At 48.8% G+C, this 14,149-nt stretch carries 10 protein-coding genes; all 10 read right to left on the bottom strand.

All coding sequences use genetic code 11. From position 1 onward, the window contains the following. Positions 1-24 precede the first annotated feature (24 nt). A complete protein-coding gene (locus tag V5T57_RS17535) occupies positions 25-1,050 on the bottom strand; it encodes a TRAP transporter substrate-binding protein (RefSeq protein ID WP_332892551.1) in 1,026 nt (341 codons plus the stop codon). A gap of 438 nt (positions 1,051-1,488) precedes the next feature. Further along, positions 1,489-1,989 (bottom strand): thiol peroxidase, encoded by a 501-nt coding sequence (tpx, locus tag V5T57_RS17530; RefSeq protein WP_332892550.1) that lies wholly within the window; start codon positions 1,987-1,989, stop codon positions 1,489-1,491. 241 nt (positions 1,990-2,230) lie between these two features. Next, positions 2,231-5,500: a hypothetical protein gene (locus tag V5T57_RS17525; RefSeq protein WP_332892549.1), complete on the bottom strand. Its 3,270-nt coding sequence runs from the start codon at positions 5,498-5,500 to the stop codon at positions 2,231-2,233. A gap of 201 nt (positions 5,501-5,701) precedes the next feature. Further along, on the bottom strand, positions 5,702-6,286 hold the full coding sequence (gene mobA, locus V5T57_RS17520) for a molybdenum cofactor guanylyltransferase MobA (protein WP_332892548.1): 585 nt from the start codon (positions 6,284-6,286) through the stop codon (positions 5,702-5,704). A gap of 166 nt (positions 6,287-6,452) precedes the next feature. Next, a complete protein-coding gene (locus V5T57_RS17515; RefSeq protein WP_332892547.1) occupies positions 6,453-7,784 on the bottom strand; it encodes a M16 family metallopeptidase in 1,332 nt (443 codons plus the stop codon). After that, positions 7,781-9,142 (bottom strand): M16 family metallopeptidase, encoded by a 1,362-nt coding sequence (locus V5T57_RS17510; RefSeq protein ID WP_332892546.1) that lies wholly within the window; start codon positions 9,140-9,142, stop codon positions 7,781-7,783. Before V5T57_RS17510 ends, V5T57_RS17515 begins: the two co-directional genes overlap by 4 nt. 189 nt (positions 9,143-9,331) lie before the next feature. Continuing rightward, positions 9,332-9,685 carry a hypothetical protein gene (locus tag V5T57_RS17505; RefSeq protein WP_332892545.1) on the bottom strand — a complete coding sequence of 118 codons (354 nt, stop codon included), beginning with the start codon at positions 9,683-9,685 and terminating at the stop codon, positions 9,332-9,334. Between the two features lie 49 nt (positions 9,686-9,734). Further along, positions 9,735-10,217, bottom strand: a complete 483-nt coding sequence (lspA, locus tag V5T57_RS17500; RefSeq protein WP_332892544.1) for a signal peptidase II — start codon at positions 10,215-10,217, stop codon at positions 9,735-9,737. Next, positions 10,214-13,078, bottom strand: a complete 2,865-nt coding sequence (gene ileS, locus V5T57_RS17495; protein ID WP_332892543.1) for an isoleucine--tRNA ligase — start codon at positions 13,076-13,078, stop codon at positions 10,214-10,216. Before ileS ends, lspA begins: the two co-directional genes overlap by 4 nt. 47 nt (positions 13,079-13,125) lie before the next feature. Further along, positions 13,126-14,049 (bottom strand): bifunctional riboflavin kinase/FAD synthetase, encoded by a 924-nt coding sequence (locus tag V5T57_RS17490; RefSeq protein ID WP_332892542.1) that lies wholly within the window; start codon positions 14,047-14,049, stop codon positions 13,126-13,128. Positions 14,050-14,149 lie beyond the last annotated feature (100 nt).

Raw genomic sequence — 14,149 nt, 5'->3', positions numbered from 1 at the left:
ATCCGGCCCTATATTGATTCTCGGTCAATGGCCGAGTACTTGGTGTACCTCTTTTAGGAGATCTTCACCAATCTGACGGCGGAACTGATCCTCAACCCGTGCGGTGGCTTTTCGCCAAGCCATACGTTTTTCAGCAGGCATATCCACAACTTTGGCAAAACCCGCTTTTTCCACTCTAGCCCGGTCACCTTTATCCGCTTCTGCAGCAAAGCGACGGTTGGCCATTGTGGCATCTTTAACTGCTTTTTCCAGAGACATACGGATGTCATCTGGCAGGCCAGCCCAAAAACGGTCACTTACGACCAGCAGGTACCCAAGGTAGGAGTGATTAGATACAGAGACATAGTCTTGAACTTCATGGAATTTCTTAGAGTAAACATTGGACCAAGCATTTTCCTGCCCATCCACAACACCTTGACCAAGCGCGGTATAAACCTCTTTGAAAGGTAGCTTTTGGGGAACGCCGCCCAGTGAACTGATCATGGCAGCATGAACATCAGAAGTTTGAATACGGAACTTCATCCCTTTAAAGTCAGCAGGGGCATCCATAAGTGGTTTAGACCCCTTAATGGAAAATACTTTCATACCATTATCCCAAAACCCCAGCGCACGTAGACCTTTACGCTTGAGAGGGTCGGTCATTTTATTGACCACAGGGGAGTCAACCAATGTATGGACATCATTGATATCATTGAACAGGAAAGGCAGATCAAAGGTCTGTAGTTTCTTGGAGAATTTTACAAACTTGGACAAAGAGGGAGCCGCCATCAGACCCACTTTTTTACTGCGGGACAGGCGCATGGCTTCCATTACTTTATTATCATTGTAGAGCTGAGAGCTGGGAAAAACCTCTACACGTACTTTACCTTTAAGACGCTCATTAACCAGCTTGGCAAACATGTCTGCCGCTTTTCCCTTAGGTGTTTGTGGCGAGACAACATGGGAAAACTTAATAACATACTCGGCAGCCTGTGCTCCACCACTCCAACCCATTCCAGCGACAAGAAGGGCGGTTGCAGCGCAGGCGACACCAATACGAAAACTCTTCATCTCTACCTCCTGAACGGTTGAATGCATCACCCCTTCTTGCATGGAGACGAAATGCCCCATAACTAAGGGGTTACTCGATCTAACGACGGTCAGTTGATGGGGTTACCCTGCTGATAACCTTGCCATTGGCATACCCTTAATGCTGACCCAATATTTTTTTATAACGGCATTGATTCATTTCAGAGTAATGGATTTACCCAACATCCACCATTAAAAATGTGAATATATTCAGACAAGCATGTATTTGTAATGAAATATAACTTACGACCTTATTGTTAAAATATGTTTGCTTTAAGGGCTGATCCCGCGAAAAACATCACGATAAACCCTTACCATACAGATTTTTTTTCACACAAAAAAAACCCCGCACTTGGAAACCAAGTACGGGGTTTTTTATTCGCCCACTCCCTAAAAAAGGGAATGTTTAAGCTTAATCGCTTACTTCAAAGCAGCCATAGCAGCTTCGTAGTTGGGCTCTTCAACGATCTCAGGCACTTGCTGTGAATAAACAACTTTACCATTTTCGTCGATGATCACAACAGCGCGGGCACACAGACCGGCCAGAGGACCGTCTACAATGCGAACACCATAAGCTTCACCAAACTCAACAACACGCATTTCGCTCATGCCTGCAACGCTCTCCAGACCTTCGGTCTCGCAGAAACGCTTGTGAGCAAAAGGAAGATCGCGGGAGATGCACAGAACAACTGTGTTGTCCATTTTATCAACATTGCCGTTGAACTGACGTACAGAAGCTGCACACACAGGGGTGTCCAAGCTGGGGAAGATGTTCAGAACAACTTTCTTACCAGCATAGTTCTTCAGGCTGACCTCGGCCAGGTCGGTGCCGGTCAGGACAAAATCAGGTGCATCGCTACCTACGGAAGGCAGGTCGCCATTGGTATTGATGGGGTTACCCTTAAGTGTGATCTGAGCCATTGCTCACTCCTACAGCTTTGGTTGTTTTAATGTACTATTATGTTCAAAAAGATGTGGCGATGGTACACAGCTATTTCTGAAACATCAACATTTTTGTTGCTGTATCACTAAAAAAACGCACTTACAGCTATAAGTTACACATTAAATATCTATTTTTCCTGAACTTACGCAAACAACAAAAAAACGAAAGAGAGGCGCTTGATGGAGCACCTCTCTCTTTTTGGAACGATTTAATGAAGGTTTATGGAGCTTTTTGAGTGATCTCTTCTTCTCGAGATTTCATTTTAGACCATCGACCATCCATCTGTTCCACGGTGACCTCTTTTGTGTCGATGGTAATATCCGCTCTTGGCGGATAAGGCCCACCCTTTAAGAGATAGTTACCACGCCCATAGCGGTCTTTAAACCCACTCACTTCATACAGCCCCTCAGTCAGTTTGAGTTTTCCACCTAAACGGTTATAGCGGAAGTTATCAAACATAGAGAACGGAGCCTCTTTAAGTGCGCTATCAGAGTAGCCAGCAAGAATGGCCAAGTTTCTTAACATCGACGCATTCACACGCTGTTGTGCCACATTTTTTGGGCCACCGTTAAATGAGGCCTGGAATGCCTTAGGCTGCATGCCATCGAGCTGAAGGCCAGACAGGGTGAGATGCCCAACCCCTTCAACCTTACCCAATTGCAAGTCATCACTAGCTTGCTTGAGATCAATGTTAACCAAACGCACATCACCACCCCATTGAGGATTGGTTTTCAGCGTATCTGACACATGGAGATTTTTAAGACTAAGCTGACCACCCCACACAGAACCCGTTAACTGCCCCTGCGTCGTAATCTGCCCCTTATCCAAGATAATGGAATGCAGACGGCCTGACAGGTTACCGGTACGAATGGGAAGGTTATATCGCTGGGCCCAATCAGCCAATTGAAGGTTATGTATCGTTGCATCCGCATGGAGGCGCAGATCTTTTTTATAGATACCTTCAAGCTTTAAGCTATGTAACTCAACGGGTGTTTCCTCAACCTTAAGGGAACGATCCTTACCAAAGAAGAGCGTTCCTTCAACCAAAAGAGGCTTGCTCTCGAACGGTGAGAGCTCTAGCTCGCCAATGCGGATCTTTGCCACTTTTAGCTGTGATTGTTCAGAAGTCAGCGGTTGGGTTGGAGCCTGCTGCAGCATTGGCAAATTCATCTGCACACCCTGCAACTGCCAGTTACCATTGGGTCCAGTAAACGCTGCATCTCTTAGCTGTACCTGCCCTTTTAATCCCCCATTTTGCCATTGGTGCAAATCGTCAAAATGCAGGGACATATCCAAGCGCCCGGAAAGATGACTACCCTCCCAATCGGGCCAGCGAGGCATCATTGCGGGATGCAAGTAGTGTTTATACAGGTGCCCTAACCGGCCAGCCTCTACCCGCAGCTTCCCTGACCAAGGTTGAGCAGGTTGATGATCTAGCTCCCATCGCACAACCCCAATGCCCTTTTGGTGACTGGAGCCTGTTACGTGAAATGGAACTTCATCCAGGCGCCACCCTTTTTCACTGCGTATCTGCAGCTCTACCTGAGGACTCTCCAGACTAATATTGCGCTTTAGGTTATCCAAAGACCATTGACCAGAAGGTACATTGCCTTCCAACTGCACAGAAAGCCCTTGGGATGTTGGATCAAAAATCAACTTGGCTTGACCACTCAATGCAGCCTGCTCAATCGCCATGTGATGAGGAATATCCGAGATCCCAAGATCAAACGAGTTCCCTTGCCAATCAAACTGTTCGACCTGCCATGACGCACGACTTTTCCATAATGCATGATCACGCCAAAGCTGTATCAAGCCATACAGCTGCCCCTGACCTAATTTTCGACCGGTGATATCCGAAAGACGGCTTACAGCCAAAGGGTGACTTTGGGGAATTTCTAAACGCCAACCTGCATCCGAAAAACGCCCTGGCTCTGAGGTATTACTGTAGGAGATTTCCAACCGAGCATCATGCCAGTGAAGCACACTTTTTAACTGTTGCAGTTGCGGCGCGGCCCCACGGGCTTCCCCCCGCCAGGAAAAGGATTGAAAACGGCCATCCTGTGCCCGAGCTTCACCACCAATTCGGAATCGGTTCATCGCCCAACCACCGGTGTTTACCCAGATCAGGTCAGCACTACCCTCGACATAACGCATGGTGCTGTAGGGAGCATCAACGGCAACCGCATCTAGCTCCAGGGAGATGGGCTCTAACAGTCGATGCGCTTTACCCCGAGCAAGCAAGGTCGTACGTACATCCTTAATATCTATCCCTGGATATTGAATATGGTCAGGACCAGAAACCCCTTCCACTGTCCAATACATCTCCGGCCCACTGTTCTCACCATGGGCGGTTATTTTCCAAGGTTTACGCTGCATCCATTTGGCATTTTCAGGAAGGGGAACCTGCATACGTAACCATCGCATGAGCTTAATGGGGCTATGTAACTCTGTGGTCAGTTTCCATTCAGGCTTTTGACCTTTCCAACGAAGCCGCATCTGTGTATCAAGCATCCCCCCCAATTTAAGGGTACCATCGGGGATATCCCACTCCTCACGTTCATGGAACAAAGTCCCTGACATAAGTAGCGGCTTGCGCGTGCCATTAGGGGCTGCAATGTGTCCTGACCCGTTCCAATGCAACCGATCGCCACGCATGGTTAAATAGAGCGTACTGGCACCCTGCCAGTTATCCACACTTCGAATATTCTGTACATCCAGTCGACCGTTGGCACTCACCGACCGCCCAGGTGTAATACGTAGATCAAGATCCAGATTGGCTATACCTTGGGTTACCCCAATATTTAAAAGACCAAACCAAGGCTTGGCGGTCATATCTCGCGTATGCAGAACCACATGCTGCTCATCATCCCACTGTAGGTGGCCACTAAAGACACCCGCAGGATCACTCTCACCCGCAAAAACCAGTTGCCCAGTATCTTCAGAGAGGTTTTCACCAAAGACACGCATGGTATGCATCCGCCAAGAGGTCTCAGCATCTCCGACCCGAGCAATTTCACCATTTTCAATGGTCAAACCGTTCATGCGTAAAGCGAACAGCCACAAGGTGGAAGGGGCAACCTCTTCTTTAAGGATCCTGGCCCAGGCATCAGCACTACCCACACCGCCCTCGGCCTTGTCTGGTGTGGCAAAATGCCAGACAGGGTTGGCCATGGACATATGATTTAAGCGCCCCAACAAGAGATCCAGCACCCCCCAATTCAGGCTCACATCATCACAGACAAAAGATGCGCCCTCCTTGGTATGCAGTTCTACACGCGTAGCATGGGCATGACCCAACCCAACATTGAGTTTTTCAATAGCCAGGTGCCAGCCACTCCAATCACCAATGCGTGCAAACACCTCTTGACGGCTACTGTCTATTTGCAAAACAGCAATGGTCAACGAAAGCACAATGATACAAGTGAACAGCAAACGTACCGAAAAACGATACAGAAGCTTCAACAGCATCCCGGTCGATTTGGCAAACATAGAACCCCACACCGTGACTGATCCACGACACCGATTACACAACCCAACAAGGTTGTAATATTGGTGCAGATGAGAAAAACCGGCTATCAGTATATAGAAAAAGCGATGCCCACCATAAGAAAAAGCTGATACCGAGGGTAAACATCGGTATTTTTTGCTTTTTTAGTGAGACATGAGAGAAAAGTTGGCGGAAAGCTACAGTTAAGACTTGGGAAGCTGTTGAAAATCTTCTGGACTGTTAAGGTTAAGAAAGGGGTCTGAACCATCATCCCGTGGCATAAAGCTACATGCAGCAAAGCCTGTTTGACGTAAAAAATTCAAAACACCATAGCGCTCTTCATCCAGAGCTTGCTGGATACGCGGCAAGATATCGCGATGCCAAAGTGCAACTGTACCGTGAATTTGCCCACCACTTTCAGCGCACACCACCTGCACATCCCCTTGGCTAGCCCGCCAGGAAAGCTGAGTCACACAATCCTTAGGTAGCAGAGGTACATCAACAGGTGCCGTAAATAACCACTCCGTACGCATACGGCTCAGTGCCGTCTCAACCCCCGCCAAAGGCCCCAGCTGCCCCCGACGCAGATCTCCTAGAACAGGTAAACCAGAAGGAAAAACGGTTGGGTTGCCATTATAAAGAATCGATAAGGTGGATACCTGCGGTGCCATACGGGTGAACAAATGTTGCCATAGAGGAATGTTCTTCCATGAGACAAACGCCTTATCCTTTCCCATACGGGAGGAGTGGCCGCCTGCCAAAATAGCCCCAGTGGTTTGATTTTTCATGGCAACATCCCAAAATATAAAGTAGCTGGTACAGTGAAGAAATCCTCCCCTTTACCCCATCGGCCCATTACGCACAAAACATGCCTTTTTCACCGCATTGCCCATAGAAAAAGGGTGGCTTTTCTCAAAGCCACCCTCTATTTCCTAACAGCACTTGAACTTATACTTAAGGCTCGGTTGTGCCCACAGTCACCACACGCATATGTTCCGTCTGAAAAAATTGCTTGGCGACACGTTGAATATCTTCACGACTTACCTGTTTAATACGCTCAGGCCAACGGTCCAGATAATCCCAACCTCGGTTATAAAAGCCAATTAAACCCCATGTTGCTGCCATTTTTCCAAGCCGATCTAACGCAATGGGAAAACCACCAAGCAGGTTCTCCTTTGCACGGGTTAACTCCTCTTGACCCACACCCTTTTGAGCCAGTTCAGCCAGAATTTCTTTAATCAACGTCACAGCAGTCTCAACATTCTCCGGCTTAGTCGCCATACCAACCTGCCAGGGACCTCGCCCCTCCCACGGTGAAAAATAGGAGTAAACAGAGTAGGTTAACCCATGTTTTTCACGTAACTGCTCCGTTAGACGACTACCAAAACCTGAACCACCTAGAATATGATCAAGAACCGTCACGGCAAAATAATCAGCGTGATGACGGTTAGGCCCTAACCAACCCATGGCAATGACACTTTGAGCCTTATCTTTAGGAATATGATAGCCAGATACAGACTCAGTTTTAGGCGGTACCAGCATCTCTACCGATTGTCCAAAAGGTCCAGGCTGGTGTGATAATTTTCCAAAGTGACGACGGATGAGTGCCATGAACTGCTCAGGTTGCATATCACCCGCGACACTCAAGACCATATTTGGACCACGCATGGCTTTTTGGTGAAAAACCTTCAACCCCTCTTTCGTGAGTGCAGGTATACTCTTCGAATTCCCACTAACATCACGAGCATAGGGGTGCCCCCCCATAAGTAAGGCCTCCAATTTTTCATCCGCCAAAACATCGGCATCTTCACGAGACTGTTCATATGATGCCATCATCTCCCGCTTCGCTCGCGCAATAGGTTCATCATCCAAACGAGGTTGGGTAATGGCATCACCTAACAGTTCAAAGGCGATATCCAGATCTTTACTCAATGCGCGCATGGTGACCTTTAGATAATCCCGGCTGGCACTTCCAGACAGTGAAATGCCATAATCATCCATGGTTTGTTGAAATTGGGCTGTATTGCGCACCCCTGCCCCTTCATTCATCAACCACCCCAACAGATAGGCCGTTCCCTCCTGACCCACAGGATCCATGACCGAACCAGCACGAATAAATAGGCGTACCTCAACCATCGGGTTACTGTGGCTTTCAACCAACACCCCGGTAAAACCATTAGGCAAAACAACACGGGTCACTTCCGGAGCCGCCATCAGTGGCGCACTGTAGAAGAGACCTAAGAATAACCACAGTCTAAATACATTTAATACCACGTGGTTTTTCATCCCTGCTGCTCCTTGCTGGCTGGCTTTTGTTGGGGAGTCGTAATGCCAATCACCACCTGATCAGCCCGCAAATAACGCCTAACCGCATTTTGGATTTGTTCCGGTGTGACCTGCTCTATACGCTGCTCAAACTCTGCATAATAGCGTTCCCAATCCAAACCCAAGGTACTTAATCGACCAATTACATTGGCCATACCCTGTACCGAGTCACGCGCATAGATTTGACTGGCCAAGAGTCCATTTTTAACCTTCCTCAGTTCCGCGGCCGATGCCGGTTTTTCAGCCAATTTTGTTATCTCGGCCATCACCATCTGTTCAACCGTCGCCATAGAAACCTCTTTTTGTGGCATGGCATAGAGGCCAAAGGATGAAGGTCCACGGCTAAACATACTGTAGCTAGCCCCTGCACTTACCAGCTTGCCTTCACCCTGAGTAAGCTTTTGAAGACGGTTTGAAATACCACCATTTAATAGTTGCAGTGCCAGTTTAAGCGCATAAACCTCATCCTGGTTATCTCCCCCCTGATTACTGGGGACCAACCAGTTGGCCATCCAAGAAGGACGACGAATTTGCTGATCCTGATAGTGGTAGGTACGCTTGGTTGTGGGGGCTTGCCATTGTGGGTCAACAGGGGGTTTAAACGCGGCATCAGCTTGCAAAGGGCCAAAGAACTGCTGAACATATTTCTTGGTCTGCGCAAAATCTACATCACCAGCAATCACCAATGTGGCATTATTCGGCGCATAAAAACGCTGATACCAAGCCTGAAGTTGCTCAACGGTTAAACCTTGAACATCCTTCATCCAACCAATAATGGGTTGGCTATAGCTGTGACCTCTATACAGCTCCTGGGTATACTGCTCACGAATACGTGCATGCGGGTTATTATCAACCCGCATACGCCGTTCTTCCTGTACCACGTTGTTCTCTGGCTGAAACTCCTTATTCTGAAGCTTCAAAAACCGCATACGGTCAGCCTCCATCTCTAATGCAACAGAGAGATGCTGCTTGGCCAGCTTGCTGTAATAAAAGGTATAGTCTCTGGAGGTTGCCGCATTATCGGTGCCGCCAAGACGGGCAATACGCTTGCTATATTGTCCAGGTGCAACGGTATCTGTGCCTTGGAACATCATATGTTCCAGCATATGAGAAATACCGGTTTGTCCATCAGGTTCGTCAATAGACCCCACCCGATACCACACCTGGGTCACGACCAATGGCGCACGGCTCTCCCGTACCACAATGACCTGTAACCCATTATCCAAACGGTAACTTTGATGCTCTGGAACAGCTGCTGACGCTGTTGTGATGATAAAAAAGAAGCCCAAACACCAAGAAAAAAACTGTCGCAAATGCATGACCCAACTCCAAGGGTTACCAGTAATTCATTAAACATACAGGGGAGGCTGATCGTGCCTCGTCAAAGGTAAGGAGTATTGGTTTGAATGGAAAGGGTATTTACAGCAAGGAGGGGGATCCATTCAACCCGGTGCTTACCTACACACCGGATTGAATGTTGTACTGCTCAAAAAAATCCGCGTGTACTTTTATTGACTCAACCAACCCGGAAGGGTTTCCTGCTTTGTGCGATCCGCACCATTTCCTGACGCTGCAGCCCCACCTTTAGGGTTACGTTTTTGACCAAACAAGATCTCATCCGCACCGGTTGTGGAGGCCTGTTTATCTACCTTTGGGTTACGGCCTGAACTATTAGGCTTGTAACCAGCTTTGGGTAAATTATAGAGATCAGGAGGAATTTCAAGGGGCTCCCGGGTGGGAATATCACTGACCTCAACCTTCTTTTCCCAGGGCATACTGATGTTGGCAGAAAAACAGCCACTCAACATCAACAACAGTGACACGCCCAAACCTGCTCTTAAAGTGAACCATCCAGGTTTCATGGTCTATCCTATCCTATGGTCTAACATCAACTTACGGTTTGCGGTGCTCTTACGACTTATTTTCACTGTCCTGAGGAACCCCAACACCAAACCCTTCTAAAAGGATCATGGCAACACCGACGGAAATCGCTGTGTCAGCAATATTAAAGACGGGCCAGGACAAATCTTGCCAGTGCACGTGGATAAAATCCACCACCCAACCCAGTCTAACACGGTCAAGTAGGTTGCCTAGGGCCCCACCCATGATCATCCCCAGTGCCACCGCACTATAACGAGCTTGAGCACTACGGAGCATTAACAAGATCATGACACAGGCTAAAACAGCAACACCCACTAGAAGTATCTGACGCCAAAAGGGTGCCAAGTCGGTGAACATACCAAAGGCAGCCCCCAGATTATGCACCAAAGTGAAGTCGAAATACCCAGGGATCAGATCGATGCTTCCCTTAACCAACTCCTGCTCAGCCCATACTTTGGTCAACTGGTCCAAAACAAGGGTGAACAAGGCCGTTAGTAGGCCAAAACGAATCATGCGTCTGGCCCTGCCACACCCATCTCCATCACCACACCACGACAACGCGTGCAGAGCTCAGGGTGATCATTATGGCTACCTACGCCGGGATCAAAGTTCCAGCACCGCACACATTTTTCATTTTCCGATACCCCAGTTATCACTTTCAGGTCTGCAACTTCTTCAGACCCAACAGCCTCAGCCGGCGCTTCAGAGAAAGGTTTAATGGTCACGGAACTGACGATGTAGAGCTGAGGGTTCAGATCTCCAAATGCTTTCAGGAAATCAGCCAAATCATCACTGCAATAGAGTGTCACTGTGGATTGCATAAAGGAGCGTACACGTTTTTCAACACGATCCTTCTCCAGGCTTTTATACACCTCTGTACGAACCTGGCGATAACGCTCCCAACGTTGGGCTAAAGCATCGTCATACCACTCTGGGTGTTCGGTAGGGAATGCCGCAAGATGCACGGAATCTTCCCGCTCACCTGCCATAAAGCCCCAGACTTCATCCGCTGTAAACGACATCACCGGTGCCATCAACCGTACCAAAGATTCTAGCATATGGTTCATCACGGTCTGTGCACTACGTCGCTCTAAAGAGTCCGGTGCTGCACAGTAGAGGCGGTCTTTGATGATATCCAGATAAAAGGCCCCCATCTCAACACCACAGAAGTAGTGAAGACTCTGGTAAACACGGTGGAAGGTATAATCGTTGTAAGATTTTTCCACATCACGGATTAGTCTTGCCACACGATCCAACGCCCACCGATCCAGTTCGGGCATATCCGCATGATCTACGGTGTGTTTGGATGCATCGAAACCACTGAGATTACCCATGAGGTACCGCACGGTATTACGAATCCGCCGGTAGGCATCGGACAGCCCTTTTAGGATCTCATCGGAGATCCGAATGTCACCCGCATAATCCTCCGCAGAGACCCACATACGCAAAATGTCTGCACCATACTGTTTAATCACCTTCTCAGGTGCGATCACATTGCCACGAGATTTTGACATTTTGTGGCCTTTGCCATCCACCACAAAACCATGGGTCAAAACGGCCTGATACGGCGCCCGTCCACGGGTCCCTACCGAAGCCAAAAGGGAGGAGTGGAACCAGCCACGATGCTGGTCAGAACCCTCCAAATAGAGGTCAGCAGGCCACTTCAAGTTATCGCGACGCTCCAGAACTGCGGCATGGGTCACACCAGAGTCAAACCAAACATCTAGAATATCAGACTCTTTTTTGAAATCGCTCGAGCCACACTGACCACAACGATGCCCTTCAGGCAGGAACTCAGTCGCACTCTTCTCAAACCAGACATCCGCCCCAGCTTTTTCCATTTCAAGGGCGATACCTTCGGTCACAGCTTCATCCCGCACCACGTCACCACATGCTTCACAGCTGATGACGGCAATGGGCACACCCCATGTCCGCTGGCGGCTTACACACCAATCAGGGCGGTTCTCCACCATGTTATGGATACGTTCTTCCCCCCAATGGGGAATCCACTGAGTATCTTTGATGGATTGCAAAGCCTTTTCACGAAGGTCATTGGTCTCCATAGAGATAAACCACTGGGGGGTGGCACGGGTGATCAAGGGCGTACTACAACGCCAACAGTGGGGATAGCTGTGGTTGATCTTACCCTGGGAGAGAAGCGCCCCTTTTTCATCCAGCAGCGCCACCACCTGAGGGTTGGCTTTTTTGATATGTTCACCGGCAAAAAAGGGCGTTCCTTCTACAAACTTGCCGTAGTCATCTACAGGGTTATAGGGCTTGATGCCATATTTTAAACTGACATCATAGTCCTCTGCGCCATGACCTGGAGCCGTATGTACACAGCCGGTACCCGCTTCCGTCGTGACATGATCCCCGAGTAGAATCGGCGCATCTTGATCCAGGAAGGGGTGGCGGAAACGACGATTTTCCAACTGACTGCCATCAAAACGGGCCAAAACGCGTGCATCATTTTCTGGGTTTAGACCGGCAGCCTCAATGGTTGGCTCCCATAACGCTTCAGCCAAGACAAGCACTTCACCAGCCGTAACATTTTTATTCTCACCCGGATTGATGATCTCTACGGCAACATAGGTCAGATCACCATTTAGACTAACCGCCAGGTTGGCAGGAATGGTCCAAGGGGTCGTGGTCCAGATAACAACAGAGCTGGGTTTACCCTTTAAAGCAGGATCCAGATCATCCAACTCAACACCCTGTGCCAGTGGAAATTTCACAAAGATCGTTGTGGATTCATGATCCTGGTACTCCACCTCAGCTTCAGCCAAAGCGGTCACATCGTGGGTACACCAGTAGACGGGTTTAGCCCCCTTATAGAGGCCTCCGTTGTGTAAAAAGCGGCCTAACTCACGCACGATGTCCGCTTCAAAGCGATAATCCATGGTCAGGTAAGGATCTTTCCAATCCCCAGAGACCCCCAAACGCTGGAACTCACCTTTTTGGGTTTCAACCCACTTGCCAGCAAAAGCACGGCAACGTTTACGGAACTCAACAACATCAATCTGTTCCTTATCTTTGCCCTCTTTTTTGATCTCCTGTTCTACCTTGAGCTCAATCGGCAGACCATGGCAGTCCCAGCCCGGTACATAGACCGCATCCTTACCCTGCATCTGCCGGGATTTACAGATGATATCTTTTAGCACCTTATTAATAGCATGCCCCATATGCAGGTGTCCGTTAGCATAAGGGGGACCATCATGGAGAATGAAGCTATCCTTACCCTTACCAGCTTCACGCAGGCGACCATAGAGGTCCATATCTTCCCAGCGAGCCAATGTTTCTGGCTCCCGTTTGGGTAAGTTGGCCCGCATGGGCAAATCTGTATCGGGCAATTGGATAGTATCTTTGTACGCCATGGAGGGCTCCTTCACCCCGGGGGCCATAGGCACCCCTGCTTAACACTCTACAAACTGAAATAGGCCTTGGCCGCCGCAACATCGGCACCAATTTGAGCCTTTAATGCCTCTATATCAGGAAACTTACGCTCTTCCCGCACAAAAGCATGAAACTTGATTCTTAGATTTCGGTGGTACAGATCACTGCACGGCACCAGCATATGGACCTCCATATGCAGCCCCTCATCACCAAAAGTGGGGTTGGTGCCAATATTGGCAATCGCAGGTAGCCACTGATCCCCTACCCGCCCTTCGACCAAATAGACCCCTTTAGGGGGGTGCAAGACATGGTTTAAGGCCAAGTTAGCGGTGGGAAAGCCCAAAGCTCGTCCCCGTTTCATCCCTGTGACAACACGCCCTTCGATCTCGAAGGGACGATCCAACAACAGCTCAGCACTTTTAAAGTCGCACTGTCGGATGGCTTGACGTACCCGAGTTGAAGAGACGGTGAATCCACCATCACTGAGTAGTTCAGCCTTATGGGCACCAAACCCATATTTTTTACCGAGTTCAGATAAGGTGTCAAAATCTCCGGCACCTTTTTTACCAAAGCGAAAGTTTTCACCAATGACCACTTCTCGAATGTTCAAACCATCGGCCAACAGGTCACGAACAAAAATCTCTGGTGGCAAAGCTTGCAACCGCTTGGTAAAACGACAGATAAACATGGCGTCCAAACCATGGTGCTTCATCCATCTAGCCTTACCACGCACCCCGGTAATTCGGTCCAAGGGTTGTTGTGGACGCAAGACGCGTCTGGGATGCGGTTCAAACGTCATGGCCATGGTAGGGGCTTGGTGCTTATGCCCCAGACGCTTTAGCTGTTCAAACAGACGCTGGTGACCCCGGTGCACACCATCAAAGTTGCCAATGGTTAGCACGGCCCCGCGCAAACGATCCGGTAAATTGATCAAGCCGCGGATAATGTACATGTATGCAACCTTATCCTTCAAAGTAACCTGTTTGAATCCTTAACAGCACCCGAAACAGCCACTTTTGATCCCGCTCCGTAGTAAGCTATTTAGAATACCT

It is taken from the genome of Magnetococcus sp. PR-3 (assembly GCF_036689865.1).
Lineage (GTDB): Bacteria > Pseudomonadota > Magnetococcia > Magnetococcales > Magnetococcaceae > Magnetococcus.
This window is presented reverse-complemented; position numbering and strand designations above follow the sequence as displayed.